18 protein-coding genes are annotated in these 21,568 nt (G+C 65.2%); 8 read left to right on the forward strand and 10 right to left on the reverse strand.

What is annotated here, in order from left to right:
- Positions 1 to 10 precede the first annotated feature (10 nt).
- From ASF30_RS02050 to ASF30_RS02090, 9 genes are all read right to left on the reverse strand, one after another.
- Positions 11 to 664, reverse strand: coding sequence for a hypothetical protein (locus tag ASF30_RS02050; RefSeq protein WP_055900786.1), 654 nt, complete (start codon positions 662 to 664; stop codon positions 11 to 13).
- A 260-nt stretch (positions 665 to 924) separates the two neighbouring features.
- Positions 925 to 1,473, reverse strand: a complete 549-nt coding sequence (locus ASF30_RS02055) for a hypothetical protein (RefSeq protein WP_055900789.1) — start codon at positions 1,471 to 1,473, stop codon at positions 925 to 927.
- Positions 1,474 to 1,543: 70 nt separating this feature from the next.
- Positions 1,544 to 2,086, reverse strand: a complete 543-nt coding sequence (locus tag ASF30_RS02060; RefSeq protein ID WP_055900793.1) for a hypothetical protein — start codon at positions 2,084 to 2,086, stop codon at positions 1,544 to 1,546.
- Entirely contained in the window at positions 2,083 to 2,976 is an 894-nt protein-coding gene (locus ASF30_RS02065) for a hypothetical protein (protein ID WP_157496884.1), read from the reverse strand. Before ASF30_RS02065 ends, ASF30_RS02060 begins: the two co-directional genes overlap by 4 nt.
- Complete coding sequence (locus ASF30_RS02070; protein ID WP_055900799.1) at positions 2,957 to 5,134, reverse strand: hypothetical protein; 2,178 nt, start codon at positions 5,132 to 5,134, stop codon at positions 2,957 to 2,959. The genes ASF30_RS02065 and ASF30_RS02070 overlap by 20 nt, the downstream gene beginning before the upstream one ends.
- Positions 5,131 to 5,337 (reverse strand): hypothetical protein, encoded by a 207-nt coding sequence (locus ASF30_RS02075; RefSeq protein WP_055900802.1) that lies wholly within the window; start codon positions 5,335 to 5,337, stop codon positions 5,131 to 5,133. Before ASF30_RS02075 ends, ASF30_RS02070 begins: the two co-directional genes overlap by 4 nt.
- Positions 5,337 to 5,519 carry a hypothetical protein gene (locus ASF30_RS02080; protein WP_055900805.1) on the reverse strand — a complete coding sequence of 61 codons (183 nt, stop codon included), beginning with the start codon at positions 5,517 to 5,519 and terminating at the stop codon, positions 5,337 to 5,339. Before ASF30_RS02080 ends, ASF30_RS02075 begins: the two co-directional genes overlap by 1 nt.
- A 55-nt stretch (positions 5,520 to 5,574) precedes the next feature.
- A complete protein-coding gene (locus ASF30_RS02085; RefSeq protein ID WP_055900809.1) occupies positions 5,575 to 6,582 on the reverse strand; it encodes a hypothetical protein in 1,008 nt (335 codons plus the stop codon).
- A gap of 189 nt (positions 6,583 to 6,771) precedes the next feature.
- Complete coding sequence (locus ASF30_RS02090; RefSeq protein WP_055900812.1) at positions 6,772 to 9,294, reverse strand: hypothetical protein; 2,523 nt, start codon at positions 9,292 to 9,294, stop codon at positions 6,772 to 6,774.
- Between the two features lie 628 nt (positions 9,295 to 9,922).
- Here ASF30_RS02090 and ASF30_RS22480 point away from each other — a divergent pair.
- The 6 genes from ASF30_RS22480 to ASF30_RS22140 all read left to right on the forward strand — a co-directional run bounded on the left by ASF30_RS22480 (position 9,923) and on the right by ASF30_RS22140 (position 17,360).
- Positions 9,923 to 10,090 carry a hypothetical protein gene (locus tag ASF30_RS22480; RefSeq protein WP_157496886.1) on the forward strand — a complete coding sequence of 56 codons (168 nt, stop codon included), beginning with the start codon at positions 9,923 to 9,925 and terminating at the stop codon, positions 10,088 to 10,090.
- Entirely contained in the window at positions 10,087 to 10,767 is a 681-nt protein-coding gene (locus tag ASF30_RS02095; RefSeq protein ID WP_055900816.1) for a hypothetical protein, read from the forward strand. Before ASF30_RS22480 ends, ASF30_RS02095 begins: the two co-directional genes overlap by 4 nt.
- Positions 10,764 to 12,095 carry a hypothetical protein gene (locus ASF30_RS02100; RefSeq protein WP_055900819.1) on the forward strand — a complete coding sequence of 444 codons (1,332 nt, stop codon included), beginning with the start codon at positions 10,764 to 10,766 and terminating at the stop codon, positions 12,093 to 12,095. The genes ASF30_RS02095 and ASF30_RS02100 overlap by 4 nt, the downstream gene beginning before the upstream one ends.
- Positions 12,096 to 12,183: 88 nt before the next feature.
- The gene (locus tag ASF30_RS02105) at positions 12,184 to 12,948 is read left to right on the forward strand and encodes a DUF2637 domain-containing protein (RefSeq protein ID WP_055900822.1); all 765 of its coding nucleotides are present in this window, start codon (positions 12,184 to 12,186) and stop codon (positions 12,946 to 12,948) included.
- A 470-nt stretch (positions 12,949 to 13,418) separates the two neighbouring features.
- Entirely contained in the window at positions 13,419 to 14,864 is a 1,446-nt protein-coding gene (locus ASF30_RS02110; RefSeq protein WP_157496888.1) for a YecA family protein, read from the forward strand.
- 1,020 nt (positions 14,865 to 15,884) lie between these two features.
- Positions 15,885 to 17,360: a thrombospondin type 3 repeat-containing protein gene (locus ASF30_RS22140; protein ID WP_162240713.1), complete on the forward strand. Its 1,476-nt coding sequence runs from the start codon at positions 15,885 to 15,887 to the stop codon at positions 17,358 to 17,360.
- 111 nt (positions 17,361 to 17,471) lie between these two features.
- Here ASF30_RS22140 and ASF30_RS02120 read toward each other — a convergent pair whose 3' ends face one another.
- Positions 17,472 to 18,470, reverse strand: coding sequence for a hypothetical protein (locus ASF30_RS02120; protein ID WP_055900831.1), 999 nt, complete (start codon positions 18,468 to 18,470; stop codon positions 17,472 to 17,474).
- 133 nt (positions 18,471 to 18,603) lie between these two features.
- Here ASF30_RS02120 and ASF30_RS23560 point away from each other — a divergent pair, with 133 nt between their 5' ends.
- A complete protein-coding gene (locus tag ASF30_RS23560; protein WP_442914944.1) occupies positions 18,604 to 18,783 on the forward strand; it encodes a DUF1643 domain-containing protein in 180 nt (59 codons plus the stop codon).
- 1,911 nt (positions 18,784 to 20,694) lie between these two features.
- Positions 20,695 to 21,546, forward strand: coding sequence for a hypothetical protein (locus tag ASF30_RS22490; protein WP_157496892.1), 852 nt, complete (start codon positions 20,695 to 20,697; stop codon positions 21,544 to 21,546).
- Positions 21,547 to 21,568: the final 22 nt, after the last annotated feature.

Here is a 21,568-nt window from a genome sequence, read left to right on the forward strand (position 1 = left end):
CCGGTCGCCATCACCAGCTGAGATCCCAGCTGGCTTCGTAGTTGTTCTGATGGCTCAGCGAGCCGCCGGTTGACGTCGTAACTTGCCACTGCCGAGCCATCGTTGCCATGCGCAGGATCGTCCGGATCTCACCGTCCGTCAGGACACCGGGGTCGGTCACCGCAACGTCCACGAAGTCGTGAAAGCGACGGTCATCGCCGTAAACGACCCGGCCCTCGCCGACCCGTCGGCCCTGCAAGACGCTGTGTGCGGTGGACGCCGCCTGCTGACGGATGCCGCGCCGCTCCCCCGACCTCGAAACCCGACGCACGGAGCCAACCTCTGTCGTCACGTCCATCGCCTGAACCCCGCGCGACCAATGCCCGAACGCGACCCGCCCGCGCAGACCGCCGTCGACCATCGCCTGCGCGACCTCCTCCGCAACCAGCCTCAGCAACCCGTCGTCCGCCGAACCGTCAACGGCCAGGTCACCGACGCGAACATCGACGTCGTGTCGTGGCCCGTGGTCGCGACCGAACGTCAGCTCGACAGTGTTGGTCTCCCGGACAAGGGTGCGGAGTGTCAGGTCGGTGAGGGCGTCGCGGACCGCGGTGAAACCGTGGAGGTGGGTGGCGTCGGGCGGTGTGGCGCCAGCTGACAGCAGCTGGGTGTGAGCAGCGTTCATCGGCCAGCCTTCCGGTGCACCCGGTTGGCGTGAGCGGCCACGACCATCGTCGCGATTGCGTACGTCACAGGGCCGAGCACTACCGCAGCTATGACGCCCGCGATCAAGGTCAGGGCGATAGCCGCCAGCATGTATGAAGTCATTTCAGGTCTCTCTTCTCTCTCGGCTCGGTTCGGTTCAGTTCGGTTCGGTTCGGTTCGGTGTGCTCTTCGGCTGGCTAGTCGAAGGGCAACCCCCGCTAGTGGCGGGGAACGGGGTTGTCAGACGCCGTAGTCGACGACCGGGGCGGTGAGTGGCTCAGGAGAGCTGATGCCCAAGCCGCCGTTCACCCATCGGGCCTTCGTCGGCGTCTCGCCACGCGTCTCGCTGATCGCCCAGCGCAGTCCGGTCACGGTCGTCACCCATCCGTCGCCCGGCACAGCCAGGCCGACAGTCGGGACATCGACGAGTGCAGCGCGGATCGCATCGATGTCGAGGCCGACCTCGTCCAGGTCGATGATCCGGTCGGCGCCGATGTGGTGCGAGACCAGCGAGGCGGACTCCACCTCGATCAGCGGGACGAAAGAGCCGGCGCGCTCCGGGAGGTTGTGCAGGGTGAGGCGGGCGACAGCCTGGATCAGCTTGGTCTTGCCGGAACCATGGCGGCCGACAATTGCTACCGGGCTGCGGCGGCCGGAGACGACCTCGTTCAGGAGGGTGTTGACCTCGGGGCTGTTGGTGAAGGAGTAGGCAGCGGTCATGTACTTGCTCGAGTAGCCGCTCTTCGCGAGGAGCGAGAGGGGGAATGAGATCTGACGGTCGGTTGGCATTGGCTGTCCTTCGGTTGTGTTCTTCCGGGCTCTTCGTCCCGCTCACATAGAGGTGCCGAGTTGTTTGCCGCTAGTCAGAAGTCGAGGTTCGAGTCCCCTCGCCGACCGGCCGCCCGTCGAACACAGCCTCCAGAAGATCGGCAACGGCATCGGCGATCGCGTCGTTGTGCTCGTCGAAGTCCGGGTGGTCAGCCGCCTGCCCGCGGAAATCGCCGACCAGGTAGTCGTTCCACACGGTGAGGCCCGTGTGGACGACGCCAAAGGTCTCGGCGAGCGTCATCCGCACGCGGAAATGCCCGCCGTGGATCGACGGCAGCAGGACCAGATGCGACACCTGGATGTCGCCGCGCGGGCTCACGTAGAGGCCGTCGGTGTCCTTGGCGGCGAGGATCGCGTCATCGGCCAGGGCCAGCGCCCCGCGCACCAGGTCGGTGTACCGCCAGCCGAGCTGCGGCCATCCCTCAACGTCGCCCACCTCTGCGCGGAAATCGCGGACGTCGTTTTCGACCAGCCGGATTGCCGATTCGCCGACCACGGACTCGAACTCGGGGTATCGGGGCAGCCACAGTTCTCCTCCGATGTTGGCGTCGAGCATCACGTTGGAGCTGTTCATCGGTAGTCCACCTCCCGGCCCTGGCCGCCCCGCGTAGCGGTGATCTGACGGCCCAGACGGGCGACGAGCTCGTCCAGCGACCCTGACCAGCGGAACGCGTGGAGCGTGGATGTGTGGGGCCTGTTCACGCCGTTACCGCCTACGGTCTCCTCGATCCAAATCCTCCGGTCAACGGAGCCCGGTTGTTGGACGATGGCGAACGCAGCGTGCCATCCGCGCCGCTCAGCCGTGACCGTGAACCGACACGCTTCGCCTGCATCGAGTGTGGCGCGCAGCTGATCGACGTCGAGGTAGGCGCGGGTGAACGCAGCTCCGCGGATCTGCTGCCACGCGAACGCGGTGAACCCCTCCTCCGCGCGTCCCACCTCCCGCACCTCGTTGTCGAGCGCCTCGTCGACAGCCTGCGCCGTCGTGCGTTCCCGCTGCCCTACCCGACTCTCGTCATGCGACGCTCGCCTGGAGACGATCCTCTGGAACGAGTACGGCGCTTCGAATGTCGTGCCGTCGATGTCCGTCACCGTTTCGGTTTCGGTCTCCCACGCGGCGAGGATCGGGATACGCCAACCGTCTGCGGTTTCGAACGGAGAGCCGATCGAGTGTCGGTACTCATCCTCGGAGGAGAAACCGAAACGGAGACCGGTGTCCTCACGGTGAGTGCAGCGGCCGGCGGTGCGGTTCTCGCATATGTCGTGCTGGTGTTCGACGGCGCCTTCCCATTCGCACAGGCAGACAACTCCCTCCTCGTCGACGGTTCTGATGTCCTGACCAAGGTCCATTCGTGGACCTCCTCTCTGCCGCCTGAGCGGCGAATCGTGGACCGTGGCGGTGTTCGCGTCGGTCGTAGAGAGGTGGCGGGTTGTTTGCCGCCAGTCAGAGGATGACCAGTTCAAACGGTTCTGACTGGGGAAGCGCCGACGGCCCCTGCTGCGCTGGAGGACGGATGATCGTCGTTGGTTCTGGGGCCAGCTGCAGCGCGGTCCGGAGTATCGGGTGCCCGAGAAGCCACTCAGTTGCGGCACGTTCCAGTGACTCGATAGCGAAATGAGCGGCCCGGTACTCGGCCGAACGCACCACCCGGTTCGCGGGCAGGTGACCGTTGACGAACGGGGTGAGAGTGAAGATCGAGTTGAACGGCAGCGCAGCTCCACCAAACTCGAACTGCTCCCCCGCCGCTGTCTCCACGATCTGACCGCCATCCGGAGTCCGACCGATGATGCGACCACCCTCGAATCGGTGGAATAGCCACTCCCCAATCCGCGAGGTGAGGTTCTGATGCGCGACAGTCAAGGCAGTTGTCTCGTCCAGCGTCCGCCTGCGGGCCGCCATCAGCTCACCGAGCTCGAACAGCTGCCCGGTGGTGACGGGCGCCGCGGCATTAGGAGAGGCAGGCGCCTGCGCCAGTTCGATCCGCAGAGCTCCCCGCGAGTCCGTGACCGTGGTCGCCGCCAGGCGAGCGAACACCCGGTCGGCGATCCCCCACTGTCCCTCCGGCAGTCGCAATCGAATCGATTCCCCGCCGTCGAACGGCTGCGCGTAACGACGGAGTTGCTTGGCGAGAATCGTCAGGTCGAATGCTGGTCCGGCAGCCGCGTAGGCACGGGCGATCGTCGTGCGCTCGAGGATCCGTTCCAGGTCAGTCCCCCATGTCGTGAGGATGAACTCGCCGCCGTCCTGATTGCGGCTGGCCGCGGACAGCAGGCCTGTGACCGCGGAGCGGAGACGGTCAGCGGTCTCGGGAGAGACAGGCAGCGGCGCCCGTCCGAGTAGACGCGCAAGGGCGAGGTTGTCATCCGCCTCGCTCGGTTCGTCAGTGACCTTCGATTCGGTAGGTGTGGTCGCCTGCCGGCGCCGGCGATGGTTAGGACCCCACGGGATCATCGACGGCTCCGGAATTCCGAAGAACGTACGGACCTGGGCGCACATGTGGCCACGGATCGCGTCGATGAACGCCGGGTTCCCCGTCCAACTCCCATCGACCTCCCACTCCCCCACAAGGCGGGTGGCGGCGTGAAAATCCTGCCCGAGGCAGGCGGCGAGCAGGTCGAAGCTTTTCAGCCCACCGGGGCCGTCGAGGAGAAATCCTTGCTGGACGGTGGTCGAATTGAAGATCGCACGGGTTATTCCCTGGTCATCGGTGACGATCGCCGTCGATGACTGGCTGGTTTCGTGAGCCAGTGGCAGACTCATTCGAGAACCCCGCAGTTCAGCGCCGAAGACCCTGATGAGGAACTCGTCCGCCCCCACCTGGCGGGAGAACCGCCAGCCGATCCTCTCGTTTGGGTCGCCCGGCTCAGGTGCACCAGAGAATGCTCCACCGCCCTCCCACTCGTTCTCTGTTTCGGGGCGAGGTTCGAGAAGCTCCATGAGCTCCTCATAGTCGTATTGGGTGCCGTCAGCGCTGACCAGTCGCACCGGGCGGCCTCCCGCTTTCGTGCTCCATGAGCCGGCCGGGCGGACAGCAGAGGTCGCTGACGAGATGTACGGAACGTCGATGTTCAAACCGGTTGCTGCCGCGACACACTCCCAGTAAAACCGCCACCGGTCGACCAGTTCGAGGGTGAACTCGTGATGCAGCTCCAGCGCGTCGCGCAGCCTCCACGTGACGTGAAATCCGCCACCTGAATCGACGACACTGGACGGGGCGATCGGGGCGTCAGCGAGCAACCTGAGCGCCTGCTCGCGGGTCGGCTGGTTGAGATTCGAGTGCTCCCCGTCAACCGTGTCCAGGTCCAGGATCAACGCCACCATGTACCGGTGCTCCGACCCGGTCCCGGTTCGGTAGTCGGGGGCGTCGATCATCGCCGGGTCGATCGTATGGACGTCGACATAGGTGGAAACTCCGCGTTCCGCGACGCGCGCGATGATCCGCCACGCGCCTTCATCGTCCGCGATCGGGACACGACCAGCAACGCGGAACGTGTTCTGCCCCTTCTTGTTCACAAACGGGTGTTTGATCACTAGAAGGTCGCCGCTGTCACCCCAGTCGTACCCGCCCCAAACCGCCGCATACTGCGCCAGCCACTGCTCCTTGTGCAGCTCGATGGTCACCGGTCCGACCTCCGTGCCGGCTGCCCATCGATCTCGTCGATGGCGTCCGCCAGGATCCGACGGGATGCCGCTTCGAGCAACGCGACCCGGACGTCGGTCTCCACATCGGGGTTCCCGCCACCCACCTCGATGCTCGCGCGCAGGATTGCGTGAAGCACATCGTTGGCCAGTAGTTCTTCGGAGAGAAGTTCGACGCGGGTCATCAGTTCACCCCGCCTCGGTCGCCCGGCCAAGTCGACAGGACGCGGTTGACAACGGAGCGCCCACGGGCAAGGTCGACTCCCAGGCTTGTCTGGCGGTGTTCAGCGAAGCGCGCGAGGGATTCCAGCGTGGCGATGGCCTCACGGATCACCTGCGCATCCACGGTCTCAAGATCGATTGTCATGACTGCCCCTTTCTAGGCTTCTGCACTGAGGTGCGGAGTTGTTTGCCGGCCGCGCTCAAGCCAGCTCTCGCAGACGGGTGACGAACGGCTGCGCGTAGTCGGTGAGTTCCTCCGTCACGAACTGAGTGCGACGGTCCAACAGGTAGTCGGATCCGACCTCCCCGCTCATTTCCGCGAGCATCTCCTGGAACTCCGAGTCGACGTCCAGCTCCCGTTCCAGCAGACCGCCGGCGGTGCGGGAACCGAACAGCATCTGCGTGACGATCGTCACCGCATCCTCGGAAACGCGAGCGCGTCCCGCGATGTCCTGACGCGCGTTCTGAAGGGTGACGACCGCGGAACGACGCGTCGATGCGCCGGACGGACGACCAGTGCGCTGCTCAAGTTCTCCGACGAGCTGCGCTTGGGTAGGAGCGACCCGACGGACCAGCTCGTGCAGCAGCGCGCCAGCCGTCATGTCGTCCATGCCCGCGGAGACCACGGCGGCCTCGGCCACGAGCAGAGACAGGCGGTTGATCGTGATGGCGGTACTGCCGGGGATCGCGCCGATCACCGGGTTAGGGGTGACACCGAAACGGGTAGGGACACACGAGGGCTCGGCAAAACTGGCACCCTCCGTGTTGTGAACGACACCGTCGAACGGTGCACCGGGGACCGGCTTAGGAGGCTTCACGGTCTTGGTCTGCGGCACGTACTCCGCGTTGTTCGTTTCGCCGGATGTCAGAAACATCGAGAACTGCTGCTCACCGCGGGCGAGAGCCTTGATGGCGCCGGCGGTCCATTTCACGGCGTCGGCGCTGGCCGGGATGTTCATGCCCACAGCCAGCCACGCCTCGATGGCCATGGTCGCAGCGTCGGCACGATCCAGGTGACGACGGACAGTGATGCCGCCGAACCGGGCGATGATCGCCCGCATGAGCGGCGCCGCTTCCTGACGCTGCCAGCCGGTGCCGTATCGGCCAGCCACGTCAGCGGTCGGCTTCCTAGACGGGGTGATCGACCGTGCTTCGATGCGGGCGATCTCGGAACGGATGACCTCGTTGGTGAGGGTGGGGAGGGACATTTTGTCTCGCTCTCTGCCCCGACGCGTTTCGTCGGTTGCAGAGGTGAGACATGTGGCGAAGAACCAGCTCTGGAGAGGGATTTTTCTGCTTGAACAGGACTGTTATGAACCCGTTACACCGTCCCGAAATCAAAGGAAAGGGCGCCCTGGCACTCGATGGCCAGGGCGCCCTTTCAAATGACGGGACTGTTAGTTTTCGTCGATGGATTCGGCGTCCGGGTCGAGCAGGCCAGCATCGCCCCATTCCTCGCGACGGATGACGATGAAGTTGCCGCTCGCACCGGCGAAATGCAGCTTCTTCGTCGCCTGGCCGGTCGTGGACGCGGCAATCAGCGGCTTCATCGCCTCGACGAGCATCGTGCGGTCGAACGACGCAAACTCCGGGTCGGCACGCAGCGCCTGGACGGCGATCGTCGGAATGACCGCGACAGCGTCGATCCCGTCGACCACCCGCCCCAGTGCCAGGACCGGTGCGTTGCTCGTCGACTCGTCGTCATTGCCGTGGTTGAGGCGGTACCGCCCGGAGATGACGCCGGCCGTTAGCACGTCCAGTATCCGGGCGTGCAGCGGAACGTCATCACCGATCGCACGGTTGTGCTCTACAGCGATCGCCCACGCAGCCTCACGGGATTTGGAGATGATCTCCTCGCGCTCCGCCTCGGAGATCGCACCGATCTCGAGGAGGTAGGTGGTCCAGATCATCATTCCTATGACCGGGGCGACAGCCACCTCACGGCCACGGGGAGTTATTTTCGAGTGAACGGAGTGCAGTTTCGCGCGTTCCTCCTGCTCGATCTCCAACCACGGTGCTCGCCAGACGTCGAGGGTGCCGGCACGGTCCAGCTGACGGCACACCCAGGCGACGTACGCGGAGGTGTGGAGGTGCAGGAGCGGGTTGTTGTTCGTCGCTTCCTCCCACTCGAGGGCACGGCCGCTGGTGAACGCGTTCGCCGCTGTCACACGCACAGCGAACAGACGCTCCATCGTCGAGCCGATGTCACGCGCCGGACCGGTGGGGACCTTCTCCGTACCGATGTACATCGTTGGGCAGCTGGGATCTGAGGTGTCGGAGTCCCACTCACCGGTCACCACATCCTGGACGCTCTTCGCGCTGCCGCCCGCCCCGCCTTCGTATCCGGGGCGCACTGCCGAATCAAAACGGGCGTACTCGCTGTCGTCGCGGGGGTCGTAGTGCACAGCCTTGAAGTCGTCGACGGTGACGATCCCGTTCTCCATGCCTCGGTAACCGTTGCGGTGGATAGCGGCTTTGTCGTGCGCACGCATCGTCGGGCCGATCGCATTAGGGGCGACGAACGCCTTATGGAATCGGCGGAGGATCGAAGATTTTCCGGAACCGCGAATCCCGACGAGAACGGTCACGGAGCCAGCACCGCGGCCAGCACCGGTCATCGCCCCGAGCCCGTACGCGAGCGCGCCCATGAGCCCGGTGCGGATACCCCAGGTTCCGAGGTGACCGAGCGCTGCGAGTGCCTCCACGGCCGCCGCGAGCTCCTCGTCGCGAGACATGCCGGCAGTGTCGAGGAGCGTGTGCGCCTGGTGCATTTTGGACAGCTTCGCCCGAGCGGAGACATCCATCCCCATGCCGGTGACAGTCCCGTCCGGTGTCAGGTAACCCCAGCGGTCGAGGCGGTGTCGGAACCCGTTACGCAGGATGATTTCTCGCCTCTCGATGTTGTCCTCGCCGTGACCGCGGATAGCAGCGTCGACCGTCTCTCCGACCCTGCCCGCAGCGAACATGTAGTTGAGGGTGACACTTTCGCCGCCTGGCGCCGAGTTCAGATACCGGCGCGGAAACTTGAGATCCTCATCGCGGACATCCTCGACCAAATACTTCTCGAGACCGAACGATGTGGGGATATGAATCAGGAGGTCGTGACTGATGACCGGCTTCTGTGCCTTCGGGTTGGTCAGGTCGTTCCAGGCCCGGTAGGTGACAACACGCTCGACGGCCGCGTTCAGCCACACCGTCTCCGGATCCATCAGCTCCGCACCCGGGGTGACGATGACGCCGCGCGCGACGTCGACCATCGGGGCGAGCGGCTTCGGTTTCGGGACAGCCACCGCGACCGCCCTCTCGGCCACGACGCGTTCAGCCGGCGGCTTGGCGCCCACCGACGTTTTCGCGCTCTTGAGGAGGCCGTCGAGGTAGGCAGTCCGCCGTGCGTCAGGGGTCACGGCGAGGGTGGCTGCCGGCGAGGCAGCGCCCAATTGGAGGTAGTCGACCTTGGCGAGCGTGCCGAGGTGGGCGCCGAGTGCAGCGGCTTCGGCGTGGATGCTGGCGCGACCTTTCATGCCGGTGAATGCGATCGTGATGTGCGCGTCGTCACGCCTCAGCAGATCCGCGATCTCGGGCCGCGGGAGGCTGGCCTCCTCGTGCCACCCGTCAGCCCCGTCCAGCCCAACGACGATCAGCCCACCCGAGGCATGCTCAGCGACAACCGCAACATCGTCCGGAGCATCGAGGATGAGGATGCGCCCAACGTGTTCCAGGAGCTCGCGGTGCTTGTCGGTGATCGTGAGGACCGGGCGCTCGTCAACCTCGGCCGGCTCGTCATCCTCGATCGTCGCGTAAACGACGTCCTCGCCGTCGAACCCCGGGACGTCTGGTTCCGTTGCATCAGGTTTCGGGGCATCGGCGTCGGCGTACGCAGGAACGTCTGTGTCGTCGTAGGGAATGGATTCGTTGAACATGGGTGTCCTTCTGTGATCGGCCGCTTCGGGCTTCACAGAGAGGTGCCGGGTTGTTTGCCGGTGATCCCAGCCGACATTCCGGGCCATTCCGGTAGCCGGAATGGCAACGACGATCGGAATCGACGGCGATCAGAGCCAAGATCGGCATGTTTCCGCGGTCCTCAGGGGTGTTGTCGTACATCATGCGAGCCCGAATCCGGTTGCCATTCCGGTGAAACGGCCGACCGGAATGGCAACCGGAATGGCAAAGCCGATCAGCCAGCACCCCGAGATCGGCTTGTTTCCGGGCCTGTCCCTCTCTTCTTCTTCTCTCTTGAGAGCAAGAGAGAGATACATAGGGCATTCCGGTGAAAACAGCACCCCCCTTCTGAGAAGAGAGGGTTGGCAACTACTTCAACGATTCGTTGTCACTCATGACAGTTCCTACAGGGGGCATGCCACATCTGGCGGCATACCGGGAATTCCGGAATGACACCCCCGCGATCCTCGTGATTCCGGGCCTGTTGGGCATTCCGGCGCCATTCCGGTGGCCGATTTCACCGGAATGGCACCGTCCTGAGCTGGGGCCGGCAAACAACCCGGCACCTCTGTGTGAGGCCTAAGAAGGCCAAACCCACAGGAGGAACCCATGTCCAACTCATTCCACGCAGGATCCGGAAACGCCAGCCGCCACCAGATCACCGCCGCTCGCCGCGAGGCCCGACGCAACCGCCGCACGGCCACCGCGATCTGGCAGCGCACCGTCAACGAGTACGAAGCCGCCGAAGCTCGCACCGACGAGCGGGCCTCCCGATGACCCGCCCGCCAATCAACCCACCCGCCAAGCTCCACTCTGCCGCAGCCCAGGCGGACCGCGACCGAGCTGACCTCCTCCTCGGGATCTCCGAGGGTGTCCTAACCCTGGCGGACGCGATTGAGCAGGCCGCCCGCGATAGGGCGATCCGCCGCCTGTCCCTCCGCCAGGTCCTTCTGGAGCTCGATGGCATCGGGGATGCAGCGGTCCGCCGGATCGAGTCTCGCTATCACGTCGTGCTCGGTTCAACCGCCGCAGACCGCGACCGCCGCCTGCTCCTCGTTCACATCGTGGACGCCCGCCACGGAGGCCGCGGCATCCAAGCCCTCGCCGACGCTGTCGCCCGGGAGCGCAAGCTCCTGCCATCCGGCCGCCGCGCACTCGTCCGGCGGGGCTTCCCGTTCGCAGCCCTGCCTACGTCGCCCCGGCCGACCACCACCCGTCCGACGACGGACGCCTGGGGTGAGCCACTCCCCCAGCCACCTATCAAGCCAGCACCGAGCCCATGGGATCAGGTGCCGAGCGCCGAGCCGGCCACAGCACCGACCGAGGCCCAGGCCGCCAACTCCACCTCCTACAGCTCGATCGCCGAGGCACGCGAGTCGCTCGGCATCTGGAGCGCCGACATGACCGATGCCGACCTGGTCGCACTCGTCGAAGACGGGGAGGTGACCCGATGACCAAGTCCACGAACGCCACCCGCGCAAACGGCCTGTTCCACGAGCTGGTCACCGAACCGGTCGAACACCGGCGTGCCCGCCTCTCTGATGCGCTGGTCGCTGAGCTGTGGCCGCTCCTCGCGAACGGCGCGTCGAAACGAGCTCGTAAAGCAGGCCTCGCCAATTCCGAGGATGTTCTCGGTGCCGCACTCGTCGCCATCTCACGAGAGCTCGCAGCTCTGGTGAAGAGCCCTGACCGTGGCCAGCTGATCGAGAACCCCACCGGCTGGCTCATCCGAGTCGCCCGCGGCGGAACCTCTCTTTACCTGAACGGCGCCAGCGCCCGCCAAGTCGCTGGCACAACCGGTGACCACCGCCGCCGTCAGCGGATCGTGGCTCGCGCTGACGAGCTCACGCAGGAGCTCGGGCATGTGCCAACCGTCGAGCACGTCGCCGAGACCATGAACGCGGAAGCCCTCGAGTCTCGCGTCAACCCGGTCAAGCAGGGCGCGTTCGTCACTACCGAGGATGTCGAGACGGCGTTGAACGGTGACCGCCATGCGACGGTCTCGCTCGACATCGACGCAACCACCGAACCGGTGGCCTACGCCGCGTTCGCCAAGGCGGCATCCGAGCCCTCATTCGAGGAGGAGACCGTCGACGAGCTCGACATGGCTGTCGTCATCGAGAGGACCATCGCCGACCTGGAAGCATTCGACAACCCCTTGGTCGGTATCGCCGCTCGCATCCATTTCACGAAGCTCCTCGAGACCCATGTCGCACCGACCGTCGATGAGCTCGCCGCAACGCTCAACGTGTCATCGTGGACCGTTCGCAAACTGCACGGTGTTCTCGACTACGTGGCCCGGCAGGTATTCGCGGGCGCCGGCTACCTCGAAACGACCGATGCCGAGGAGTTGCTCGACGAGGGTCTCTGGCGATTCGCAATGACCCCGCAGGCCACCGCACCGGCCACCGCCCAGACCACCGAAGCGCGGACCGTCACGCCCATCAGCCCAGCCGACCACCAGACTGAGCCGGCTGGGTTGTTCGACCTGGATGCCGTCGAGACCGTCGAACCGGCGAAACGTGTTCGCACGAAACAAGCCGCTGCGTCGCCCGAGCCGTCCTTCGTCACCCTCTTCGACCTGGAACCCGAGCAGGCCAACATCTCGGAGCTGGTCGAGCTGTTGATCGAGCAGCACGAGTCCGAGGTGGCCGATGCTGTGGCCGCGGCTGTCGACCAGGTGTTCGGACCCGTCCACGACCAGTTCGCCGAAATTCTGGATGACCGGTCCAGCGCAGTGTTGCCTGAACCGACGCAGAACCAGTTCTGGAGGGTGGCATGAACCGCTGGACCTTGAACCGGTTCCAAACGGTTCTCCCGACCTGTGCCGCGCATGAAGGTTCTGAACCGCTTGAACCGAGGAGAACTGTATGACCGCGCTCAACCTAACCCGCCGCAATTCCGAAGACGCTCGCGTCCTGCGCCCGGACGCGCCCGGCCTGATCTGGGCGACGGCCGTCGGCGTCGTAGTCATCCTCGGCGCAGCGTTCCTCATCTCCTTCCAGAGCCTAACGGCGGTCGCCGTCGCCAGTCGGATCCCGGAATGGATCGCACCGGCCTTTCCCGTGGCAGTCGATGGCTTGATCGCAGTCGCCACATTCGCCGCCGTAATCCTGGAGCCGCGGTCACGCGCTCTGCGTGTCTACGGATTCCTCGTTCTGGCCCTCGGCGCCTCGATCTCGATCTGGGCCAACGGACTTCACAGCGCCGGAACCGACCATCTTGACCCGTCGGAGCGGTGGATCGTCGGCGCCACAGCCCCGGTAGCTCTGGTGCTCGGAACGCACCTCCTCACCCTCCTCCTAAAGCCGGCGGTGAGGCCGTTGTCCGACCTGGAGATCCGCCAGCAGATCGAGGTGGAGTTTGCCGCCCAGCGGAAGGCCGAGGCTGCGGCGGCTCGTGCTGCGGCCGCCGCCGACGTCTTGGCCGCCGAGGTGGTGGTGACACCGACGGTCCGCGCGCTGCGGAAGCCAGCGGTACTGGGGTCGCGGGCGGATGTTATAGCGGTCATCGACCGTCTGGCCGCCACAGCTGGAGTCCGGCCGTCGATCCCGCTGATCGTGACAGAGGCCAAGTGCTCGGAGTCGACAGCGAAGCGTGCCCGCTCGGAGTGGGAGTCCGCGCAGGCCGACTGACTGACGCGCAGGTGAACGGGCCGTCCTTCGGGGCGGCCCATTCTCATTCCGGAGGACGGCAAGTGTCGGCGAGCTGACAGGGCCGGCGGGCGGTCAGCCTCACGTTCCATCCTCCGACCTGACCTTCCGGGTGGGCGGCGGAACGAAAATCGGACCGCCCGCGGTTCCGCGCGGCCCGGTCTCCGCGTCATGTCCGCGTCGGCATCCTGGCCGGTCAGTTGACCGCCGCGCACAGCTGGCCGTTGACCGCTACATGTCCGGGACTGGCAGCGCACGTCCTGAACGGCCTCGGCCGCGGTCATCCCTGGCTCCTTCAGCTCGTCGTATCCGTCTTCCACACAGCTGCGCTGTTCGATCTGATCGATCCCGCTATGGTGCCCGCGGTAGGTTCTTGGTCTGAGCCGACGACGGGTTGGCAGCGGCTATCGCCGTCGCATGTGCATTAGGAGTCGGGAGTTCAAATGCGGTCTGTGCTCGACGTCCTCGATGAGTTCAGCGTCCTGCGCGGCGATCTGGATTTCGCCACGATGCCGGGCAGAGCCATTCATGAGCTCGGTGAGAAGATCCGGTCGTATGCGGAGGAAGCCACGCCTGCTCTCGAGGAAAGCGCCCACCCGGTCTACATCGGCGGCTGGCCGTCAGCGAGTTTCTGGGCCGTCGAAGGCGATCTCATTCTCAGCAACTTGCTGTACAGCGGGCAGGTTCTCGTGCGGGACCCTCTCGCGGACTGGTTCTCCGATGATCAGTACTTCATAGAGCACATGATTCCGTCCAGGCCGGGGTACCGCGATTCGAGCGACGGCTATGCGATTCGCATGGATCGGACCAGAGCTTTTCTCTGCACCGTGGTACCTGAGCTCTACCGGCTTCGCCCTCTTATTGATGCGGGAATCATTGTGATGACACCTGCGGAGAGCGTGCACCGCAGACGAAGTCCGGAGGTCGAGGCTCTGACAGGGCTGCTGGAATCGGCGGTCGGCTCGGACTTCACTGCTTATGCGAAAAAGTTCGGGCCGGCAGACATCGCGACAGAAGGAAACGTCCGCGGCTTGTTCGTTTTCGCCCCTTCACTCGAGCCTGAAGAGCAAATACGCCGGGCGATGCGTCACGGGTTCCGGTACTTCGCACGCGAGTACATTTTCGCCAACGAGTATGGGGCGACCTACGTGGCGCCTTTCGATCACGAGCGCCACCTTTGTCGCGAGGGCGTTGCCCAGATCGCCGGGCCCTCCACGGCTGTGAGCCAGGCTCTGCTGCAATCGGAGCTGCCGATTTTCGCAGGGCTGACACCTTTCCTCATCAGCAAGATCCATGATGACGACGCGTTCGGCGAGTTCCGTTCGGAATTGCATGGGCTTTACCAGAATGCGCCTCTCAACTCGTCGTCAGCCGAGCTCGGCGCGTATGTTCGTGACCAAGAACGGACGCTGCTCGCCCCGATCCTCCGCAGGACCGAGGGTGCGCTCGACCAAGGGTTCCTCCGACGGGCGGGGGCCGCCGTCACAAGTGCGAAGTACACAGTCGCCGCAGGGCTCATCAGCGATGTTGTGTTCCAGACAGGTGGACTTGGTGTCCTGCTCGGGGCGGGCGGCGCGATCGCCGATGGGTACAGCGAGAATTCGGGGAAGCCAGGGACGAAGCGCATCTGGTCTGCTCTTGTTCGGCACGGCAGAACGGTGCAGTCCGAGCTCTCCGGACGCCTGAAGGTGGCCGAAGGCAGTGGTTGGCCCGGCGCTACCGAACCGTCCATGCAGGTTCAGATAACAGCCGGGATGTTACTTGGCGACTTCCCGATCCCGGTCAAGGAAATCGAAGGCTACCAGCAGGGCGACTATCGACCTTGTCCGTGCGGCAGCGGGCGCAGGTACAAATTCTGCTGCGCCGGCCTGGAACGGGTTCGCGGCCTAACGCCGTAACGTCCCGGGTATCGCCCTCCGGCTCCTCGGCTCAGCGGACCGGCTTGAGCGGACGCATGGGAACTAATGGACCCTGCTGTGGCACTGGATGATCGCCGAACCTGAGGTCGCGTGCTCCCTTGGCAACCGTCAGCGATCGGAGGCATCGCCTTCTCGAAAGTCATTCCAGCCCTGCTGTTCCGCTCCCACTGGGCAACATCGATCGCGTTCAGCACACCGTCGATGTCGAGGGCCAAGGCGACCCCGGAGCCGGGAACGCGTCAGCGGGCAGAAGGGTTTCCATGCTCTCTCATGCGCGGCAGGTGCGGTCGGTGCGGTCGGTGCGGTCGGTGCGGTTCGAGGGCCAGATAGGCTCGTGACCCCCATTCGGGGTATTAGCGCTTCCGATCCCTCTGTGGGACCCTGACGCGTCACCCGTCAGTCGCAATGAAGCGAGGCGTCATGGGATCCCGACCCGTGCACGGAAGAACAAACAATCGAGCCGCCAGAGCAATACTGTCTGTGCTCGCAGCCTTAGGGCTCGTAGCCGCGCTCGCAATAGCGCCAGCCGCCTACGCAACAGTTGACCCGAACCCTCTCGATGGTGGCTACCTGCCGGTCGAGTTCGATCCGATCCCGCCACCGCAAGTTGACCAGGCCTGCCAGTGGTACGGGTCGGCCGTATTCACATACGGGTTCGAGGAGCACTACAACGACGGTCAACAAGGCAGCGGCACTCGAAGGGAATCCTCGGTCGCCCTGTACTCAAGTCAGCCGGGGGTCACGGTTCAAGACCCAACGACCTGCGGGGCTACGGTTTCCGCAGGAGCGCACGAGAAGGGGGAAGGCACAAACCGGTGCGATGACCTGCACGGCGCACCGCTTACCCACGAGGGCGCCGGCCGCGCCAAAGGAGACGGATGGGCTTTCATCGACTGGCCGCTCTCCATCAGCGATGAGGCCTTCGCTGGCTTCGGGTCCGACGCCCCTCTCCCCGTTACGTCCTTTTGGACAGAGGGCAACTGCATCGACGGGACTGTCGTGAGCAGCACGCTCCAGAACTCGTGGAACATCGCAGGGGCTCACTGCCACTTCACTATTTTGAACCTGAACCAACAGTCGTTCGTTCAAACATGCGACGAGGAGAGCTCCGACTCCACGTCGATCGGGTATGAACGCAGTGACCGGGTCTCAACGATCGTGTTCCGCAGAACGGTCTGCGACATCTCAGTTGACTCAGACGGCGACGGCATGGGCGACTGCGCCGAATACGAACAGAAGACTTCCGCCTCGGACACCGATACTGACGATGATGGCATCCCCGACCCGGTCGACCCATGCGGAACCGACCCTGTCACCGGAGCGCCTTCCTGCACCACCACTCCGCCTCCTTTGGACACAGACAGTGACGGGATCCCCGACGCCACGGATACCGATGATGACAACGATGGCGTTCCAGACACGTCCGACCCGGCACCGACGGACCCCTCCGTCCCTCCACCGCCCCCAGCAAACAAGTGCACTACGCCGCAATCCAACCCGGTCCTCTGCTACGCACCGGAAGTTCGGCTTCACCCGGGCGAAACGAACTTCCCTATGGGTGTCGACGAGTTCGCGGCCGCGTCAGCGCTGAGGTGGTCGCATGACTGGGCGTGCCCAGATGACACAGTGGTACGTGCAGGCCAGATCAACCTCACCACGCTCGGGGATGGCGGCTACGACCATCAGGAGACCACCAACTGGACCTGCCGGCACACCGGCACGCGCTACAACTCCGCCCAGCTCACCCGCCCAGACAACACCACAGGGAAACCATCCGGGTTGGACCGCAGAGAAGGCTTCTTCCTGGACCTGCCGAATGCCATGCGAGTCGGAGACCAGCCCGTGAATGGGAAGGTCAGCAGCCCGCTCAGCTACAACTTCGTGCCCGGCAAGTACATCACCTACTGGTTCATGTACGGCTTCAATCCCGCCGCCACGGCAGCGGGCGCACTCGTCGACAGGCACGAAGGTGAATGGGAACGCATCATGGTGAACCTGAACGCCGACAACACAGCCAAGTCCGTCCAGTACTTCGTCCACACGTGTCGACCGGAGACTTGGCCCGCGGTCCCCTGGGCAGCGATGACCGACAGTACGGCTGGAAACGGTGCCGTGTCCAACGGAACCCACCCGATCGTCTATTCCGCACAAGGTTCCCACGCTTCCTACCCGTGGCTTGTCGACCTGCGCAAGAGCTCGGCGTGCGGTCGAGTTGAGGGTCGAGGCGATGTCACCGTCCGGGCGGCGCAGTCTGGCAGACGTGGGCCGTACCGATGCGAAACGCAGTCACCTCACCTTGGTACGGCTACGGGGGCGCGTGGGGTGAAGTCGGAAGTGCTGCCGTCGGCTCCGGCGGGTCGGTCATCAACACTGGACCGCTCGGCCCTCCGTGCAAGGACCCGACCGGGCAGCGTGCCGCTGACAGATGCTGACTTGGTCTGCGTCATGTTCGCCCGGCCACAGCAGAACTTGTAAGGTGCCGCGCATGACGTTGGTGAGGTACCCCGGGCCTCATGTGGATCCTCTCCCCACGAAGCCCCGCATCTGCCGCTCCCCCTCCTCGGCAGGGCGGGGCTTTCCTCATCCTCAGGAGTTCCCGTCGGGTTTCCATCTTCGCTTCAACGCGTAACTAGCGTGGTCATCCGCCCATGAGAGCAGCGGGCCGACCAGGGCGAGGGCGAAACCCCCGAGTAGGCCCGCCCAGAGCAGGTATGCGTCTCTGGCCGCCTGTTCAGTGGGGACCTCCCACAGGCGAGCGTCTGACGGCACGCTGAACGCTGTGACGTCCTTCCCGGTTCCCGCCTCATCCAAGATGACACCGTCAGGGTCAACGCATCCGGAACTGACTGACTGGGACCTGTAACTCTGGTCTCCGGTCGTCCGGCTGTACGTGTTCTCGATGCAGGTCGGGTTATTCAGCCCCCGCACGATGATCGTCGGAACGTAGGTGCGCCGGGACCCTATCCGCGACGCTGCAGCGTATGCCGCGTCGAAGTCGCAGTCGATCGTGACACTTCCGGAGTCGGCTAGGAGGTGGATGAGCACAGTCTTGCTGGCTTCTCCTGGCCTGGCGTATTTGCCTCGGTCCTCGGTGGTTTTTACGACCTTCGCAGCCCCACCGTTCGGGCCGAAGATTGCGTCGGTGTCGCAGCTTTGTAGTAGGTGGGAAGCCGGGCCGTAGGCCGCGATGCTTACATCGGCACCGGTTGTAGAGGCCACAGTGACCTCTAGCCCGGCGTGCGCCCGTCCACCCTCAGCTTGCGTGTCATAGCTCACATAGAAACTCACATCCCGCCCACTTTCCCAGACGTCGGAGCCCGGACCGCCGTCTATCACGATCCGGTCGCGCTCGCCTGCGGAAGGTTGGGCGTCTGCGACCGCCGGCACGAATAGGACGAGGCAGATGATGGCGAGGACGGCCGCGGCCGCGGTGGAGACCACTGGGAACTGTCTCGGCTGGGCGATGTCCGGCTCCACCGGCGGGGGCTCTACGGCTGCGAGAGAAGGCGAAGTCCGGAAAGCGTCAACGGCCCTGATGGACGACGCGCGGAACTCAACGAGGAATCGCGGCGTCCGGAAGCGCATCTGCTCAGGATAGTTACGCCGGCGCTCGTCATGGAGAAGCGATGTGGACGGCTTGCTCGACCGCTGCCCTGAACCATCCGCGGGCCGCACACGTACGTCTGTGCAGCACCGTCCGGTGTCTGCGCAGGCGAATGTGAGCGATGGCCGCCCTGTGGTGACGGCCTGGGGAGTCAACGCGACCCGTGCCCGCGTCGACCAGGTGCGCGCGCTCATACCCGCACTGCAGTTCAGAGTTCTCGGCATTTCTAATGCCGGACACCCACGGCATCCGCTGTACGTGCGCGCAGATGCACCACTGGTCAGCTGGAACTGACCGCCGCGGCGTGCCGCTTCGGTGACCGCGTCTCGGAGGCCACGGACCGCGTAACTCCAAGTTCGGCCCCGAGTGTCAGCCTCCCGCGCCGAGCTGCCGACACTAGCTCTCGAACCACGACACGAGCCGACCCCGGTCGGCAAGCCCCCGGCGATAGCCGCCGACGGACCATACGACGTGGGAAGTGCCCGAGCGGCACTGGAGCGGGTGAGGTCTGCTGTAAGTAGAGGCCTCCGTCTCCTGCCGTTCGCTTCGCGCCCGCCGTCCGCCTTCGGCCTCCTCTACCCGATTCCCTCCATGCCGTCCGACCTGTTTTCCACGAGGCGTAGCCGAGCTGCCTGCCGACGTTCCAACCGAGCCGAGGGCTCCGCCGGCTGCGCTGTCTCCGCCCCGACCATCTACCTGTGCCGCGCCTTGCCCATCGCCATGATGGCTCCGCCAGCCTCCGGCCGTCTCCGCCGACCATCCAGCTGTGCCACGCCCTGTCCATCGCCATGTGGGCTCCGCCAGCCTGCCGGCTGTCTCCGCCCCGACCATCCGTGTGCACTCCGTCGTGGTCAACGCCATGGGCTCCGCCAGCCTGCGGCTGTCTCCGCCCGCCCAGGCGACCTGTCCCCCGCCGAGCCGATCTTCATGTGGCTCCACGCTGCGCGTCTCGCCACGCCCATCATCCTGATCCCCTCCGAGTCCGACGTCATGGGCTCCGCGCCTCCGTCGCTCCGCCCGACGATCTGCAGGTACTCGGCCCGGGCAACGTCCAGCGGCTCACTCCGTTCGCCTGTCCTTCGGTCAGCCAGCTGAGCGATGTTCCTCCGTTCAGATGACCGACGTGCCACACGATCTGGCGTTCATCGGCCAGGTGGCCTCCGACACCACCGGTTCGGATCGGATGGCGTTCTGATGATCGATGCGCAACGGACGTCGGTTCGGCTGTCGAGACGACACACGTTACGCAGGAACGCAGGGTGTGACCTACCTCGGAACCAGCGAGCCGGCGACGATGTTGCGCGCAGCGCGACGTTGGTGTCGGTGAGCGGATGGCGTGCGGTGCGCGTGCGGTGGTTCGACAGGTGCGCAGGTTGTGCTGCCGAGCGAGTGGCGGCGTGGCTCATCGCAGAGGAGTTGCGACGGCGCGAGCGGAGGGCCTGGGTGGGACCCACTGCGTAGGTGCGAGTGAGCTGTCTGGCAGCACCGGAGGGTGATGGTGGAGAGGGAGGGAGCGGGCTCGCGACGGCCTTGCCGCTGTTTCAGGGCTTTGCGGCCCCGACAAGTCGACGATCTACGCCAAGACCCGCCGCAGTTCACGGACGGACGGCGCGCGCCGCACACGTAACGTGCATGACGACTGCAACGAATTCCGAGCGAGTGCCCTTCTCCGCGCTGCCTCCGCTCGGACCGCTGGATAAGGACGGATCGCGGGCCGCGGAGCTCGACATTCATTGGCACCGCTGGCATGATTCGGCGCCTGCTTTTCTTGGTCGGGCGGCGGCCGAGAAGGTGGCGTTGGCCACCGGCGTTCCGCTGCCATCGGCGGTGTTCGAACCACGCGCGAAAGGTCAAGAATGGGTGGGCCGTGAGGAGACGAGAAGCGTCGGTCTCACGGTCTTGGCCGTTCTCAATTCGGTGCACGAGGCGACGTCGGAACAGCTCGCATTCTGGACTGGTGACGCACGCCTTCGTGACTCCCGGTCACAGATCCTCCGCATCCTGTGGAGCGCCAACTTGATCGAAACAGCGACCACGTCGCACTTCCGCCGGACGCCCGGACTTGTACTGTGGCGGCTCGCGTCGAACGACGTTTTCGAGCGCGAAGTCAGTCCGCTCCTGACCTTCTCCGAGCTCGTAAGCGTGACCGGATCGGGCAGCGCGGAGCTGTCCACCAAGCGTCGTTTCGCGCGTCACGATGGGCATATGACTGAGTTGCTGCGGCGTACTGCGGCATGGATTCCGGAGGTCGCGTGCTCCTTCGGAGAGGCGTTCGGAGGGCACTACTTGGTGTCTGGCCGGTGGCCTGCCAAAGCCCAAGCACCGGCTCAGGCGAAGGTGAAGAAGTCGAATGAGTCCGACGTTCAGGCGACGGTCGACGGTGTCCTAATCAGGGCGATAGACGGCCTGCCGATCCTCTGCGAGCTGCAGGCATCTAGTGGGTCGCCCCGGCTGGTCAACAAGATCCTCGCACTCTGCCGAGTGCTTCTCGGCAGCCCTGAGCTGACGCTGCTCGTCGTGACCGTCGCTAAGCGCACAGGCAACTCACCGGCCGATGCCGGACTCACCAACAGCGTTCGGGCATCCGTCGTCGCAGGCCTCCGCAAATTCATGGACGAGCAGCCGCCTCTCAATTCAGGCGCGCGGGAGGTCTGGCAACGCGTGTTCATCGCAGACTGGAGCACGGACTTCTTCCCGACGCCAGGCGAGGATGGCCCAGTCACCACTCCGGCATTCCTCCACCTCGCGGCTGAGCGCCCGCTGATCGCCGGAGGGTGGGAGCGGGTCTCGCTTCTCGACCCGGCGGCTGTCACTCCACCTGCCGAGTGGGCGGCCAACCCGCGTGCACGGGCATCGATGGCTAATGCGGCACTGCTCCGACAGACGGCGCCGGTACAGCGGGTCCGGCTGCGGGCTGACAACCGGCTGGAGATTCCAAAGCTCTGGCAGCTGCCGATGGTCGCCGCTCACCTCGACGGACTGGTCTACGACCGCCCGGGGCAGGGTACGGTCGCCGCGGCAACGGTGCCGACACGGCTGCGGAACCTCGACGACTGACGCACCACACGTAGGAGGCCGG

Source organism: Leifsonia sp. Leaf264, from assembly GCF_001422325.1.
GTDB lineage: Bacteria > Actinomycetota > Actinomycetes > Actinomycetales > Microbacteriaceae > Orlajensenia.